Origin of the sequence: Lawsonibacter asaccharolyticus, assembly GCF_022453915.1 — a bacterium.
GTDB classification, from domain to species: Bacteria; Bacillota; Clostridia; order Oscillospirales; family Oscillospiraceae; genus Lawsonibacter; species Lawsonibacter asaccharolyticus.
In genome coordinates this window covers 233,551-247,663 of the sequence record NZ_CP091870.1, presented here as the reverse complement: position 1 = coordinate 247,663, position 14,113 = coordinate 233,551, and the positions used below count along the sequence as shown (strand labels likewise).

At 63.1% G+C, this 14,113-nt stretch carries 13 protein-coding genes; 3 read left to right on the top strand and 10 right to left on the bottom strand.

Annotated features, from left to right (window positions below):
* Positions 1 to 25: 25 nt before the first annotated feature.
* Positions 26 to 661 (bottom strand): hypothetical protein, encoded by a 636-nt coding sequence (locus L9O85_RS01160; RefSeq protein WP_050622941.1) that lies wholly within the window; start codon positions 659 to 661, stop codon positions 26 to 28.
* Between the two features lie 177 nt (positions 662 to 838).
* Between L9O85_RS01160 and L9O85_RS01155 the strand changes: the two genes are divergently transcribed.
* From L9O85_RS01155 to thrS, 3 genes are all read left to right on the top strand, one after another.
* Positions 839 to 2,029 (top strand): hypothetical protein, encoded by a 1,191-nt coding sequence (locus L9O85_RS01155; protein ID WP_301579255.1) that lies wholly within the window; start codon positions 839 to 841, stop codon positions 2,027 to 2,029.
* Positions 2,026 to 2,346, top strand: a complete 321-nt coding sequence (locus L9O85_RS01150) for a hypothetical protein (protein WP_050622943.1) — start codon at positions 2,026 to 2,028, stop codon at positions 2,344 to 2,346. Before L9O85_RS01155 ends, L9O85_RS01150 begins: the two co-directional genes overlap by 4 nt.
* Before the next feature lie 377 nt (positions 2,347 to 2,723).
* A complete protein-coding gene (gene thrS, locus L9O85_RS01145; RefSeq protein ID WP_050622944.1) occupies positions 2,724 to 4,487 on the top strand; it encodes a threonine--tRNA ligase in 1,764 nt (587 codons plus the stop codon).
* 135 nt (positions 4,488 to 4,622) lie between these two features.
* Here the strand turns inward: thrS and L9O85_RS01140 are convergent, their stop codons facing one another.
* From L9O85_RS01140 to L9O85_RS01100, 9 genes are all read right to left on the bottom strand, one after another.
* On the bottom strand, positions 4,623 to 4,829 hold the full coding sequence (locus tag L9O85_RS01140; protein WP_050622945.1) for a hypothetical protein: 207 nt from the start codon (positions 4,827 to 4,829) through the stop codon (positions 4,623 to 4,625).
* A 15-nt stretch (positions 4,830 to 4,844) separates the two neighbouring features.
* Positions 4,845 to 5,570 (bottom strand): hypothetical protein, encoded by a 726-nt coding sequence (locus L9O85_RS01135; RefSeq protein ID WP_050622946.1) that lies wholly within the window; start codon positions 5,568 to 5,570, stop codon positions 4,845 to 4,847.
* A gap of 4 nt (positions 5,571 to 5,574) precedes the next feature.
* Complete coding sequence (locus L9O85_RS01130; RefSeq protein ID WP_050622947.1) at positions 5,575 to 6,237, bottom strand: hypothetical protein; 663 nt, start codon at positions 6,235 to 6,237, stop codon at positions 5,575 to 5,577.
* A gap of 12 nt (positions 6,238 to 6,249) precedes the next feature.
* Positions 6,250 to 7,137 carry an ABC transporter ATP-binding protein gene (locus L9O85_RS01125; protein WP_050622948.1) on the bottom strand — a complete coding sequence of 296 codons (888 nt, stop codon included), beginning with the start codon at positions 7,135 to 7,137 and terminating at the stop codon, positions 6,250 to 6,252.
* Positions 7,134 to 7,514, bottom strand: coding sequence for a GntR family transcriptional regulator (locus L9O85_RS01120; protein WP_050622949.1), 381 nt, complete (start codon positions 7,512 to 7,514; stop codon positions 7,134 to 7,136). Before L9O85_RS01120 ends, L9O85_RS01125 begins: the two co-directional genes overlap by 4 nt.
* A gap of 129 nt (positions 7,515 to 7,643) precedes the next feature.
* Positions 7,644 to 9,416 carry an oleate hydratase gene (locus L9O85_RS01115; RefSeq protein WP_108980037.1) on the bottom strand — a complete coding sequence of 591 codons (1,773 nt, stop codon included), beginning with the start codon at positions 9,414 to 9,416 and terminating at the stop codon, positions 7,644 to 7,646.
* Positions 9,417 to 9,534: 118 nt separating this feature from the next.
* On the bottom strand, positions 9,535 to 10,101 hold the full coding sequence (locus tag L9O85_RS01110; protein ID WP_050622951.1) for a TetR/AcrR family transcriptional regulator: 567 nt from the start codon (positions 10,099 to 10,101) through the stop codon (positions 9,535 to 9,537).
* A 43-nt stretch (positions 10,102 to 10,144) separates the two neighbouring features.
* Positions 10,145 to 12,304 carry an ABC transporter ATP-binding protein gene (locus L9O85_RS01105; protein WP_301579249.1) on the bottom strand — a complete coding sequence of 720 codons (2,160 nt, stop codon included), beginning with the start codon at positions 12,302 to 12,304 and terminating at the stop codon, positions 10,145 to 10,147.
* Positions 12,304 to 14,094, bottom strand: a complete 1,791-nt coding sequence (locus tag L9O85_RS01100; protein ID WP_301579248.1) for an ABC transporter ATP-binding protein — start codon at positions 14,092 to 14,094, stop codon at positions 12,304 to 12,306. The genes L9O85_RS01105 and L9O85_RS01100 overlap by 1 nt, the downstream gene beginning before the upstream one ends.
* Positions 14,095 to 14,113: the final 19 nt, after the last annotated feature.

The following is a 14,113-nucleotide window of genomic DNA, read 5'->3' as shown; positions in this document are numbered from 1 at the left end:
ACATCCGGGCACTCCCCCCGGAGATCTATTCCTTGCCGTCCCGGTCCCGGGTCCGCTTCTCATACTGGAGGTGCAGCTCATCCATTACCTGGCGCCCCATGTCGGCGGCGGTGCTGGCCACGTTCTCCATCACGTCGTTGATGCTGTCCCGCTCCAGCTCGGGGCCGGAAAAGCGGTAGCGGAATCCGAAGAACAGCCCGATCAGCAGCAGGGGAATGGTCACATAGAAGGCGAACACAAACAGGATCAACAGGATCAGCAGGGGCAGGGAGGTCACCGGCTCGTCCCGGCGCCACACCTCCAGCTCGTTATCTACCAGCACCCGGTAGAGCCGGGACAGCAGCTCCCGCAGGGAGCGGCCCCGCCGCTTCTCCCCCTTGGGCCACACCACCACCACGCCCAGCGGGCTCCTGTGCTTCTTTTTCTTTCCCGGCTCCGGTGTCTCCTGGACCACCAGTTCGGCCGCCGTGGGCTGGGACTCCTTCTCCTCCCGGCCCGACCACCGGGTCCCCTCCGCCTGGGGGATGGCCCCCTTCTCCTCCAGATAGATCAGGGCGTCCAGCAGATTCCCCTCGCTGTACTCCAGGGCCTCCTTGGCCTGGGCGTAGGACACGGGGGCCTTCTCCCGCAGGCGCTCTACCATCTCCACTGTGATCTCCATCCTGAATCGCTCCTTTCCGGGCAGTCTGCCTGTTCTGACGTCAGTATAACCGCCCGGGCTTGAAGTGTCCTTTAGCCTTTCTTAAAAATGGATGAAAACGCCTTTCCCGCGGCTGCTTGTGATTCTCATTATACTATGCTATAATCCCCTTATCAACCGGAAACGGAGGTGTGCCCCTTGAAAAAGCGTCTCGGCGCCCTGCTGTGCGCCCTGGTCATGTGTCTGGCCCTGCTGTCCCCCGCCTCGGCTTTGGAGGAGGTGTGCTTTACCTCCCTGAACAACAAGCTGCTGCCCCTGGCCTCCGACACCATGCCCCTCTGGTCCGGAGGCGTCCTCTACGTGCCCGCCTCCCTGTTCGACGGCAGCGCCACAAACTCCAGCTACGGCGTGACCCTGGGGGTCAGCCTCACTCAGAGCCAGAGCAGCGGCACCATCACCCTTTACAGCCTCAGCGGCATCCTGGTCTTTGACCTGAACTCCGGCATCTGCGTGGACCAGCAGACCGGCGAGCTGCTCAGCGGCCGGGCCATCACCCGCAACGGCCGCATCTACCTCCCCCTGAACATCGTGGTGGACTTTTTCGGGCTGCGGAGCTCCTATCTCCACACCGATTACGGCTATCTGGTCCGCATCAAGAACCGGGACGACACCGCCTCCAACGGGCGGCGCTCCATCCTCACCGACGAGGTCTTCATCGACTCGGCCGGCAACCAGATGAACCTCCAGCTGAAGGAGTACCAAAAGAGCCTGCTCCCTGTGGAGGAACCTGAGACCCCTGACGTCACCCCAGCGGTCCCCGCCGATCCCCCGGGCCAGGAGCTGGACCCCACCTCCATCCCCACCTATCTGGCCTTCCGCTGCCAGACGGGGGAGGCGTTGGACAGCATCCTCACCACTTTGGAGAAATCCGGAAAATCCGGCGTCTTCTTCTTCGCCCCGGAGGAGCTCTCTGTCCATGGGGACATGGTCCGCCGCCTGCTGGGCACCGGGCACAGCGTTGGCATCCTTGTCCAGGCCGGCACCCCGGAGGGGGCCCGAGCGGAGCTGGAGGCAGGGAACCGCGCCCTGGTGGAGCAGACCCGCAGCTGCACCCGCTATGTCTACTGCGGAGAGGCCCTGTGGGAGGGGCTGGAGGCGGAGGGCTGGGTCTGCTGGCAGGAGAGCCTGGACGCCGTTCCTCTGGACGGGGAGCAGAGCGCCGCCTCCTACTCCTACGGCGTTCTGCGCCAGCTGGGCCGGGCTGCCCTGAACAGCGCCTATGTTACCCTGGATGACAGCCGGCAGACCGCGGATGTTCTCCCCGCCCTGCTTCGTCAGCTGAACTATCGGGAGTACGTGGTCAGTACCCCGATGGAGACCAAGCTGTGAGGCGGGTGGATCTGGCCCGGCCCGGAGCCCCCTCTGGTGACCGGGCCCGGGTGGCCCGCCTGACCCGGCACTTGAAGGCCCGGCTGGAGGACTTCGGCCCCGGCGGGCCCCGAGTGACGGGGGTGGATGAGGCGTCCGGCACCGTTACCGCCCGCTTCCCCGGCCAGGACACCGGCGGGGTGCTGGACCGGCTGGAGCGGGACTGGGGTGTCACCGTCCTTCAGGATGGGGAGGACGCCGTGTTCCGCCTTGCCCCCTCTGTCCGGTTTGAGGACCTGGACTACGTGTGGGGCGCGCTCTTCGAGGTGCTGGGCTGAGATCGGCTCCTTTCCTTCTTCCATTCCCCACTTGACAGGTCGGGCGTTTGGTGATATAGTGCGTTTGTCAAATGAGCACTGATGGAGAAGAGGCCGCGGGACTCGCCCAGAGAGGGACGCAAAGGCTGGAAGCGTCCTGCGACATTGCCGCGGCTGGTACCACTCCTGAGCCGCCCGGGATGACCGGGACGGGCCCGCCCGTTACAGCGGTCACAAGCGGCGGTTTTCTGTAAAACCGCAAGCAGGGTGGAACCGTGGAGCGCCTTACTGCGCCTCACCCCTGATGGAGATTCAGGGGCGAGGCGCTTTTGTTTTGCCCCTCAGAGCCTTTGGGGGGCGCGCCCTGCGCACCCCCGCGGACGCAAGGAGGTATTTTGATGTCCGAAGAAGTCAAAAATGAATTTACCTTTGAAAACCCTGAGTACCGCCAGACCTACTGGCACACCTGCTCCCATGTGATGGCCCAGGCGGTCAAGCGCCTGTGGCCCGAGGTGAAGCTGGCCATCGGCCCCTCTATCGACGAGGGCTGGTACTACGACATGGACGCCCCCTTCGCCTTCACGCCCGAGCACCTGGAGCAGATCGAGGCCGAGATGCGGAAGATCTGCAAGGAGAAGCTGAAGCTGGAGCGGTTCGAGCTGCCCCGGGAGGAGGCTGTCAAATTTATGGAGGAGAAGGGAGAGCCCTTCAAGGTGGAGCTGATCCAGGATCTGCCCGAAGACGCCCACATCTCCTTCTATAAGCAGGGCGAGTTCACCGACCTGTGCGCCGGTCCCCACCTGGACTCCACCGGCCGCATCAAGGGCAACGCCCTGAAGCTCACTGCCTGCAATGCCGCCTACTGGCGCGGTGACTCCAACCGGGAGACCCTCCAGCGCATCTACGGCATCGCCTTCCCAAAGAAGGACGAGCTGGACGCCTATCTGGCCAAGATCGAAGAGGCCAAGAAGCGGGACCACCGGAAGCTGGGCAAGGAGCTGGGCCTGTTCATGCTCCGGGACGAGGGCCCCGGCTTCCCCTTCTTCCTGCCCAAGGGCATGACCCTGAAGAACACCCTGCTGGACTACTGGCGTCAGGTCCACAAGAAGTACGGCTATGTGGAGATCTCCACCCCCATCATGCTCAACCGTCAGCTGTGGGAGCGCTCCGGCCACTGGGACCACTATAAGAACAATATGTACACCACCGTCATTGACGATGTGGACTTCGCCGTCAAGCCCATGAACTGCCCCGGCGGGATGCTGGTCTATGCCAGCCAGCCCCACTCCTATAAGGAGCTGCCCCTGCGGGTGGGCGAGATCGGCCTGGTCCACCGCCACGAGCTGTCCGGCGCCCTCCACGGCCTGTTCCGGGTGCGCTGCTTCAACCAGGACGACGCCCATGTCTTTATGACCCGGGACCAGATGCAGGACGTGATCCAGGAGACCGTCCGCCTGTTCGACGAGGTCTACTCCGTCTTCGGCCTGAGCTACACCATTGAGCTGTCCACCATGCCAGAGGACCACATCGGCACCGTGGAGGAGTGGGAGCGCAACCAGGACATCCTGAAAAACGCCATCACCGCCATGGGCAAGGATTTCGTCATCAACGAGGGGGACGGCGCCTTCTACGGCCCCAAGCTGGACTTCCATCTGGCCGACTCCCTGGGCCGCACCTGGCAGTGCGGCACCATCCAGCTGGACAGCCAGCTGCCTGAGCGCTTCGAGCTGGAGTACACCGGCGAGGACGGCCAGAAGCACCGCCCCGTGATGATCCACCGGGTGGTGCTGGGCTCCATCGAGCGGTTCATCGGCGTCATCACCGAACACTTTGCCGGCGCTTTCCCCGCATGGCTCGCCCCCGTCCAGGTGAAGGTCCTGCCTGTCACCGACCGGGCCGCCCAGTACGCCGACCAGATCTCCAAGGACCTGGATGAGGCCGGTTTCCGGGTAGAGGTGGACCACCGCAACGAGAAGATCGGCAAGAAGATCCGGGAGGCCACCATGGAGAAGGTCCCCTATATGCTGGTGGTGGGCGACCGGGACATGGAGGGTCAGACCGTCTCTGTCCGCATGCGCTCCGGTGAGGACCTGGGCGCCATGTCCTGCGTCCAGTTCCAGGCCCTTCTGGCCGAGGACGTGCGGACCAAGGCCATCAAATAAGCGGCTTTCAGAGCATTCGATTCATCCCTTGGATACCATCGAAGTCTGGTCCCGGCGCGGGAAATGACTGCGGCGCCGGGGAATACCGGCATAATGAAAAAAGGGAGGCGCTTCCGGCGGAAGCGCCTCCCTTTTTCAACCGCTTTTGCACTGGTCCACGTAATACCGTCCTCCAGCACAGGGGACCAGAACGCCCCGCTCCACCAGCTGGTCAAATTTGATGCCCAGCCCCTGGAAGACCCCCGCCTCCTCCGGCGTTCTGGCCGTCTCCTCCGAGACCGCCCCCGCCTCCAGGAACTGCCTGATGATGGCTCTCTTTCGGATGGCACCTGCCGGTATCATGGCCTCCCCCTCCTTTCAGTTTTTCACCACTGCGTGGAGCAGGGACCACACGGACCAGACCAGGGACCCCGCCAGCAGGACCACCATCAGGGGGACCAGATCCTTCAGGAACACAAAGCCGCCGAAGAGGGAATCACCGAAGATGACCGCCATCCAGATGGCCCACAGGAACCAGCCTCCTTTTCCTCCAAAGCGCTGGATCACGCCTCCGATGATCAGCCCCAGCGCAATGGCGGCCAGGACGATGGCTGGATACCACCACCATTCCAAATACATATCCACCACCAGCAGGGAGGGCACCGCCTCCGCTGCCGCCGTGCTCCCCAGCTCCGGGATCACCTGTCCGCTCCGCTCCAGCGTCACCGACGCCGCGCCGGAAATGGCCTTCCACAGCATGGGCGCCGTGGCCCGCTCCACCCAGGTCAACAGGGCGGCCAGCCCCATGGAGCACAGCGCTTGTGCCCCGGCCATCCCCATCAGCAGCCCCAGTGCCCGGCGGCGTGTCAGGCTGAAGCGCACCATTTGGTCAAAGGTGATGGCCAGATAGGTGGCGGTAACGACCAGGATCATCAGCCCCGCCGCCGCGGGCAGAGCGATCCCGGAGATGGTGACGCTGCTGTCTGGATGGCCCCAGAAGAGCACCCCCGCCGTGATCAGGTGGATGGCCAGGAAAATCCCCGCCACCACTCCGCAGCCCTGGGCCAGATCCACCCAGTTGGCCCGGATCATTTTCATCATCATATGCTCACCTCACAGAAAAACGGGTGATCCTACGCCACAGGAAGAACTCGCTGACCGCCAGGACCACTGCCAGAACGCCCCCCAGGATATAGGGAAGATCGCCCCACAGAGGGATCTTGGGCCCCGCCGCCATCACCATCAGGAAAATCAGGGCTGCCGTCATCACCATTGCGGCCAGAGCAACCACGATCCCCCTCCATACCCTGGACTCTACCATCAGCAGACCGCAGAGGGTCCCAAAGGCCAGGACTGTCCAGCACACCAGGGGGTACACCCACAGGGGCCAGCCTCCCAGCAGTGAGAGATCCCACCCCCAGGGATCGGTCCACCGGAGCGCCTTGGGCACCGCCGACATCAGCAGCTGGATGGCCCAGCTGGTCCCTACATAGAGCGCCAGGACCGGCTGAAGGGCCCAGAAGTAGTCCCGCCGCCGCCCGCCCAGAGTGAGGGAGATGTTTAGGTTGTTTGCGCCCATGGAAAAGCTCATGATAAACAGGATGAACGAGACGGTGATGGGCGCGGAAATGAAATAATTGTAGAACAGATTTCGCTCGCCCTCCGGGGCCGGGAACAGGATGGCTCCCAAGGTGAGCACCGCCGCATATCCCGCCACCAGGGCCAGATTGATCCTGGCCGACTGAAGCAGGAAGCGGAATTCCTTTCTCATACCTTCCCCTCCTTACTGGGCATCTCCGTGGCCGCACAGGGCCACAAACACGTTCTGAAGGTTCATGGGGGACACATCCACATCGGCCTGCCGGGCCTGACGGAACTGGGCGTCGCTCCCCCGGACGGCAGCGGTCTTGTGCCGCCCCATCTGCTGGACGGAGAGGACCTCCAGGCCGGCACAGGCCTGGTCCACCACGTCCTCCCGGCCGGAGATATAGCGGAACTGCTCCACCAGTTCCTCTGTGGGGCTGTTTTCCAGGATGCGCCCCTGGTCCAGGATGATGACCTGCTCAAAGACGGAGGCGGCCTCCTCTATGATGTGAGTAGAGACCAGGAAGGTCCGCCCCGTCTGGGCAAAGTCCTCCAGCAGCAGCTGATAGAAGCGCTCCCTCATCACCACATCCAGCCCCGCCGCCGGCTCATCCAGAATGGTGATGGGTGCCCGGCTGGCCAGGGCGATCAGGATGGTCACCATAGACATCTGCCCCTTGGACAGCTGACTGATCTTCTTTTTTGGTTCCAGCTGAAACTCGTTCAGCAGGCGGTCGGCATACTCCTGGTCCCAGTTGGGGTAGAATATGGCGGCCGACTTCAGGTAGTACCGGACCTTCTGGTTGTTGGGACCTGAGAACAGGGTGGGCTGGAGCTCCCGGGAAAAGCAGATCTGCTCCAGCGCCCTGCAGTTCTCCCACACCGGCTCTCCATCGCAGGTCACCTGCCCGCTGTCCTTGGTGTTCTGGCCTGTGAGGATGCCCAGCAGGGTGGTCTTACCCGCCCCGTTTCGTCCGATCAGCCCATAGATCCTGCCCGGCTGGATGGTCAGGTCCAGCCCCTCCAGCACCCGCTTGCTCCCATAGGACTTGCACAGCCCCTCTGCTTTCAAAATGCCTGTATTCATTTGGCTTCTCCTTCCTCGATGGCCCGGCGCACCATGGCCAGCAGTTCTTCCCCGGTCACAGCCAGGGAGGCCCCCTCTTTTACCAGGGGCCGCACATAGCTGTCGTAAAACGCCGCTTTCCGCTTGGCCCGCACGGCCTGCTCCGCCCCCGGGGCCACGAACATGCCGATGCCCCGGCGCTTATACAGGATCCCCTCCGCCGAGAGGAGGTTGAGCCCTTTGGCCGCCGTGGCCGGGTTGATGTGATAGACCCGGGAGAGCTCATTGGTGGAGGGCACCTGCTCCTCCTCCCGGTAGACGCCCCGCAGGATGTCGTCCTCCAGCATCTGAGCGATCTGGAGATAGATCAGTGACTGATCGCTGAGGGTCCCATGCATCTCACCGCCTCCTGTCCTTCGGTTTATTGGTTCATTACTTGTGTAATTAACCATATCACCTATATCCCTTTTTGTCAATAAAAAAGGCAAAAAAAGTCCCGCCCCAGCACCAGGCTGGGGCGGGAGCCATCAAATCAGGTGGTAGCGGAGGAGGAGTTCCTCTATCACGGTCCCGGACACATGCTTCAGGGCCTTCTTCTCCACGAATCCATACAGGAAGGGCAGGTCCATCTCCGTCAGCTTTTTGCCGTCCATCATTTTGGATGCGGCATCCAGCAGACAGCGCACATCGTAGCAAGACCCCCACACCTCAGGCACCCCCCGGTCGATGTCCAGCAGGGTGTAGACGGCCTCCATACCGGTTCGGACAGAGTACTCGGTGGTGAAGATGGTGTCCCGTGCCGTCTCGGCGAACTGGCCGATAAAGGCGAAGTTCACACAGCCCTCCGGCACCACGTCGGGCCGGTCCCCCCGGGTCCGGGGCATGAAGAAGGCGGTGATGTAGGGCATCATGCAGGGGATGGTGCTGGCAGACTGCTCCGCCAGCAGGGGGATCTCCTCCTCCGGCACCCCCAGGTGGTACAGCCACTCCATGCAGATCTCCCGGCCGGTACACGCCCGCATGGGCTTTTTCACATAGTCCCCGGGGACATCGGTGAACAGGCCGTAGATCCACCCCACCAGCTGCCCCTCCGGCTGGGCCTTGAAGTGGGGCTGGCGGTTGAAGGTATAGCTCATCATCCAGGCGGAGTCCTTCACCGTGACGATACCGCCGGTGACCACCTTCCCGGAGAAGGGGTCCCGCTTGCAGACCTTTTCCAGATAGGGCGGGATCTTGTCGTCCAGGGTGGTGACGGTGGCCGACTCCCAGTTGGTAAGGCCCGGCTTGGTGCAGTACTTGTCCGGGCGGCCGAAGGCCGGGTCCTGGGCAGCGATGTTCCGCCACAGCTGCCAGCAGCCCCCCACCGGCTCAGTGAGGAACTCCGGGGCGCGGTCGTTGCTGCCCAGAGAGGAGTTCTCCGTGCAGGAGCCGTTTGTGACGAACACCAGGTCGTCCTCAGTGAGCGCCCTGACCTCCTCCCGGCCCTCCCGGACCCACACCAGCTGCTTTGCCACCTTTCGGCCCGGGGCGATGTCGAAGATCACGTTGGTGACCTGCGTGTCATACTGAAACTGCACATTGTGCTCCTTCAGGTAGTGCACCATGGGCAGGATCAGGGACTCATACTGGTTGTACTGGGTAAATTTCAGGGCCGAGAAGTCGGGCAGGCCGCCGATATGGTGGATGAACCGCTGGAGATACAGCTTCATCTCCAGGGCAGAGTGCCAGGTCTCGAAGGCGAACATGGTCCGCCAGTAGAGCCAGAAGTTGGAGCGGAAGAACTCCTCGGTGAACACGTCGGTGATGGTCCTGTCGTACAGGTCCTCGTCCCGGGTGAGGAAAAGCTTCATGATCTCCAGGGCGGCCTTGTCGCTCAGAGTGAACTTCCCGTCTGTATGGGCGTCCTTTCCCCGATCCACCGTGGCCCGGCACAGAGAATAGTTGGGGTCCTCCTTGTTCAGCCAGTAGTATTCGTCCAAAACAGAATTCTCCGGGTGCTCCAGGGATGGGATGGAGCGAAACAGGTCCCACAGGCACTCGAAGTGATTCTCCATCTCCCGGCCGCCCCGGATCACGAAGCCCCGGGTGGGGTCCTGGATGCCGTCGCAGGCCCCGCCGGGGAGCTTTAGCTCCTCCAGGATGTGGATGTTCTCCCCCTTCATCTGCCCGTCCCGCACCAGGAAGCAGGCGGCCGCCAAGCTGGCCAGGCCGGAACCCACCAGCCAGGCGGATTTCCGTTCCACGCCCTCCGGCTTACGGGGGCGGGCAAATGCCTCGTAATTTCCGCTGCTGTAATACATATCCATGACCTCCAGATCGAGTTTGTGAGGTCAGTATAGCGCCCCCGGCCCTGCCTGCCAATGGATAGAGGGGGCCCGCTGTCGCAAATTGCGACAGCGGGCCCCCTTTGTCTGGATCTCAGGGCTCTTTCCGCCGGGCCATGCGCTCCAGGGCCGCGGCGATATTTCCCTCCATCACGGTATTGACCCGGCTCACCAGCCTGGCGGGCTCCTCCTTCATGCCCCCCTGCATCCACTCCACCGTCAGCCCCACAAAGGCGTACTTGTAGAAGTGGGCCAGGAAGGCCCGGTCCTCCTCCGGGACCTGGGTCCCCGCCGCCCTCTCCTCCACTACGTCCCGCATCAGCTGGTAGGTCACCCGGTACAGGTAGCCCTCCAGCAGCTCCCGGCTGACGGAGTGGTAGGTATTGCGGACCAGGGCCCGGTTGTCCCGGATGTACTCCAGGACCTGGAGGAACCCCTGCTGCCAGGTGTCCCCGTCCCGCTTTCCCTCCAGCAGGCGCTGGGCGTCTGTGGTGTAGATCCACTCCAGCAGGGCGTAGATATCCTGAAAGTGGTAGTAAAAGGTCTGGCGGTTCACCCCGCACTGCTCGGTGATGTCGGCGATGGTGATCTTATTCAGCGGCTTGTGCTCCAGCAGCTCCTTCAGCGCAGAGGCCAGGGCCCGCTTTGTGATCTGCGACATGGCGCTCCTCCTGTCTCCGGTGCCTTCCGCCCACGTCCGGGGGTCAGGACAGCTGGAACTGACCGGTGTAGAGTTGATAGTAGCGTCCCTTCTGGTCCAGCAGCTCCTGGTGATCGCCCTTCTCCTGGATCTCGCCATGCTCGATGACCACGATGCAGTTGGAGTTGCGGACCGTGGACAGGCGGTGGGCGATGACAAAGACGGTGCGGCCCTCCATCAGGGCATCCATCCCCTGCTCGATGTGCCGTTCAGTGCGGGTGTCGATGGAGGAGGTGGCCTCGTCCAGGATCATCACCGGGGGATCGGCCACGGCCGCCCGGGCAATGGCCAGCAGCTGGCGCTGGCCCTGGGACAGGTTCGCCCCGTCCCCGGTGACCATGGTCTGGTAGCCGTCCGGCAGGCGGCGGATGAAGGAGTGGGCGTTGGCGCTCTTAGCGGCGGCGACGCACTCCTCGTCAGTGGCATCCAGCCGTCCGTAGCGGATGTTGTCCATGATGGTGCCGGTGAACAGGTGGGTGTCCTGGAGCACCGCCCCCAGGGAGCGGCGCAGGTCGTCCTTGCGGATGGCCTTCACATCGATGCCGTCATAGGTGATGAGTCCTCCCTCGATCTCATAGAAGCGGTTGATCAGGTTGGTGATGGTGGTCTTGCCCGCGCCGGTGGAGCCTACGAAGGCGATCTTCTGGCCCGGGTTGGCGTAGACGGTCACATCTTTCAGGATGCGTTTGCCGGGCACATAGGAGAAGTCCACATGGCTGAGCCGGACGGCCCCCTTCAGCTCGGTGAGGTAGTAGTCCTCCCCGGGCACGTTGCGCACGGTGCCCCGGATCAGGTGGAGGGAGGGCTTGCCCGTGTGGTCCTGGTACTTCCAGGCCCAGCCGTGGCCGGCCAGGGCGGCCAGGTCGGTCACTTCGGTGAGCCTGCCGTCAGAAGCCACCTCCACCCAGATGCCCTGGGAGGAGTCCACGCTGGGAGGCAGCAGCTTCAGGCCGCCGCTCTCGGTCCGCTCCGCCTGGCCCAGCTCGGTGAGGGCATCCTTTGCTCCCACCAGCACGGGGACCAGCGCCATGGCCGCGGTCCTTGGAGTCTTCCAGGCCCAGACACGGGGCCGGCCTGCGCCGTCAAAGACGGACAGGGTGCCGTTGGCGTCCTTCTCCGCCCCCACCAGGGTGACGGTCCCCTCGTCCACCTCGGGCTGGGTGTCCATCACCTCAAAGATCCGCTCGGCGCCCGCCAGGGCGGAGAGGAGGGTGGTCATCTGCTGGGAGATCTGGTTCAGGGGCTGGCCCACCTGCTTGGAGTAGTTGAGATAGACCACCAGGCCGCCCAGGTCAAAGCCCTGGATGACAGACAGCAGTCCGCCGAATGCGGCGGTGAGGGCGTAGCTGATGTTCATCAGGTTGCCCGACACGGGCATAATCATGGTGGAGTAGAAGTTGGCCTTCTGTGCCGCGTCCCGGTAGGTCTCATTGAGCTTGCGGAACTGATCCTTGGCCTGCTCCTCGTGGGTGAAGGCCTTGACCACCTTCAGCCCCTCGATGATCTCCTGGATGTCGCCGTTCACGTCGCCCAGGGCTGCCTGCTGCTTCTGATAGAAGCGGCGGCTGCGCCCGCCCAGCTTGTTGAACAGCACCATGGTGAGCGCCAGCACCAGGGCGGTGACCAGGAACAGCTTCCAGTTGATGAAAAGCATCATGGCCACCAGGCCCACGAACATCAGGCAGCTGGAGCACATGGAGACCACGCTCTGCTCCAGGGCCAGCTGCACGTTGTCCGCGTCGTTGGTGAAGCGGCTCATCAACTCGCCGTGGGGGTGCTTGTCAAAGTAGGAAAGCGGCAGGTCCTGCAATTTGTCGAACAGGTCCTTGCGCAGCCGGTTGATCCCCCGCTGGGCCAGCCGCACCATGACGGCGGACTGTCCGTAGGTGGCCGCGCAGCCGATGAGGTAGATGCCTACCAGGACCAGGATGGCCCGGCCCAGGCCGGCGAAGTCGGTGCAGCCCGACCAGATGAAGTCGTTGATGATGCCCCGCATCATGTAGGAGCCGCCGATGTTGGTGAACACCGAGATCAGCAGGCATCCGAACACGGCCATCAGGGGCAGCTTGCTGCGGGTGAGATAACCCAGCAGCCTGGATATGGTCTTGCCCAGATCCTTGGGCTTCTGATAGCCCCCCCGGGGGGCGCGATTGGGTCCCGGCATTATTCACCAACTCCTTCCTGCTGAGACTGATAGATCTCCTGATAGATGGGACTGGTAGCCAGCAGCTCCTCATGGGTGCCCCGGGCCGCAATGTGGTCATCCTCCAGAATGAGGATCTCATCGGCGTACTGCACCGAGGAGATGCGCTGGGCAATGATGATGACAGTGGTTTCCTTCAGGTTGGCGGCGAAGGACTCCCGAATGGCCGCCTCTGTGGCTGAGTCCACGGCAGAGGTGGAGTCGTCCAGGATGAGCACCGCCGGCTTGCGGAGCATGGCCCGGGCGATGCACAGTCGCTGCTTCTGGCCGCCAGACACGTTGACGCCGCCCTGGGACAGGCTGGTGTCGAAGCCGTCGGGGAACGACATGATGAAGTCATAGGCCTGGGCGTCCTTGGCCGCCTGGATCATCTCCTCCTCTGTGGCCTCCGGGTTGCCCCACAGCAGGTTCTCCCGAATGGTGCCGGAAAAGAGGATGTTGGTCTGGAGCACCATGCCGATGCGGCCCCGGAGCTCCTCCAGGGGGTAGTCCCGCACATCCACCCCGTCCAGCAACACCTGGCCGCCGGTGACATCGTAGAACCGGGGGATCAGGTTGACCAGAGTGGATTTGCCCGTGCCGGTCCCGCCCACGATGGCCACGAACTGCCCCGGCCTTACATGGAAGCTGATGTGGGAGAGCACGTCGTCCCCGCTGCCCGAGGCCACATATTTGAAGGAGACGTCCCGGAACTCCACCTCGCCCCTGGGGGCGGGCAGGACGTGGTCCGTTCCGTCCGCCGCCTCCCCGGGGAGGGCCGCCCGGCAGATCTCCCCCTCCGGCTTGTTCTCCACAGAGGGCTCTGTCTCCAGCACCTCCTTGATGCGGTGGGCGCAGGCCTGAGCCCGGGAGAGCTGGAGCAGGGACATGGCCACCATCATCACGCTCATGAGGATCTGCACGATGTAGTTGATGAAGGCCTGGAGGTCGCCCAGTTCAAAGGTGCCCCCCATGACCATGCCTCCGCCGAAGTAGAGCACCGCCACTGTGGCCCCGTTGAGGGCCAGCATCATCACCGGCATGATCGCAATGATCCGCAGGCCCACCGCCAGAGCGGCGTCCATCAGCTCATCGTTGGACTTCTTGAACTTGATGCGCTCGTAGCCCTCCCGGACAAAGGCCTTCACCACTCGGATGGCCACCAGATTCTCCTGGAGCGTATTGTTCAGGTTGTCGATCTTGGTCTGCATAGTCTCAAAGAGCTTGGTGCACACCTTCATCAGAATGCCGATCACCAGCACCATCAGAGGAATGACCACCACCAGCACCAATGCCAGCCTGGCGTTCAGATAGAAGCTGATACACAGGGCGGCCACCAGCATCACTGGAGCCCGTACCAGCATCCGCAGACCCATGGCCAGCATCATGGTCATGGCATTGACATCGTTGGTCATACGGGTGATGAGGGAGGCGGAGGAGAAACGGTCAATGTCCGCAAAGGAGAACTCCTGCACCTTGTCGAAGAGGCACTGGCGCAGATTGGCGCCAAAGCCCTGACTGGCAAAGGCAGAATACTTGGCCGCCAGCACACCGCACAGCATGGCCACGCCCGCCAGCACCAGCATCACCGCACCCAGCTGAAAAATGTAAGTCTCGTCGCCGGCTGGGATGGCTGTATCCACGATCTCTGCCATGACCAGGGGCAGCAGCAGCTCACAGATGACCTCCACCACGATGAGGATGGGAGACCAGACCGCCTGCCGCTTGTAGCCCTGCAGGTGGGTCAGAAACAACTGAAGCAAATCGATCATCTTCCTTTCTTGGTTTTTT

Coding starts and splice junctions, on each gene's coding strand:
- L9O85_RS01160 (WP_050622941.1), bottom strand. CDS start 661: ATGGAGATCACAGTGGAGATGGTAGAGCGCCTGCGGGAGAAGGCCCCC.
- thrS (WP_050622944.1), top strand. CDS start 2,724: ATGTCCGAAGAAGTCAAAAATGAATTTACCTTTGAAAACCCTGAGTAC.
- L9O85_RS01140 (WP_050622945.1), bottom strand. CDS start 4,829: ATGATACCGGCAGGTGCCATCCGAAAGAGAGCCATCATCAGGCAGTTC.
- L9O85_RS01135 (WP_050622946.1), bottom strand. CDS start 5,570: ATGATGATGAAAATGATCCGGGCCAACTGGGTGGATCTGGCCCAGGGC.
- L9O85_RS01130 (WP_050622947.1), bottom strand. CDS start 6,237: ATGAGAAAGGAATTCCGCTTCCTGCTTCAGTCGGCCAGGATCAATCTG.
- L9O85_RS01125 (WP_050622948.1), bottom strand. CDS start 7,137: ATGAATACAGGCATTTTGAAAGCAGAGGGGCTGTGCAAGTCCTATGGG.
- L9O85_RS01120 (WP_050622949.1), bottom strand. CDS start 7,514: ATGCATGGGACCCTCAGCGATCAGTCACTGATCTATCTCCAGATCGCT.
- L9O85_RS01115 (WP_108980037.1), bottom strand. CDS start 9,416: ATGTATTACAGCAGCGGAAATTACGAGGCATTTGCCCGCCCCCGTAAG.
- L9O85_RS01110 (WP_050622951.1), bottom strand. CDS start 10,101: ATGTCGCAGATCACAAAGCGGGCCCTGGCCTCTGCGCTGAAGGAGCTG.
- L9O85_RS01105 (WP_301579249.1), bottom strand. CDS start 12,304: ATGCCGGGACCCAATCGCGCCCCCCGGGGGGGCTATCAGAAGCCCAAG.
- L9O85_RS01100 (WP_301579248.1), bottom strand. CDS start 14,094: ATGATCGATTTGCTTCAGTTGTTTCTGACCCACCTGCAGGGCTACAAG.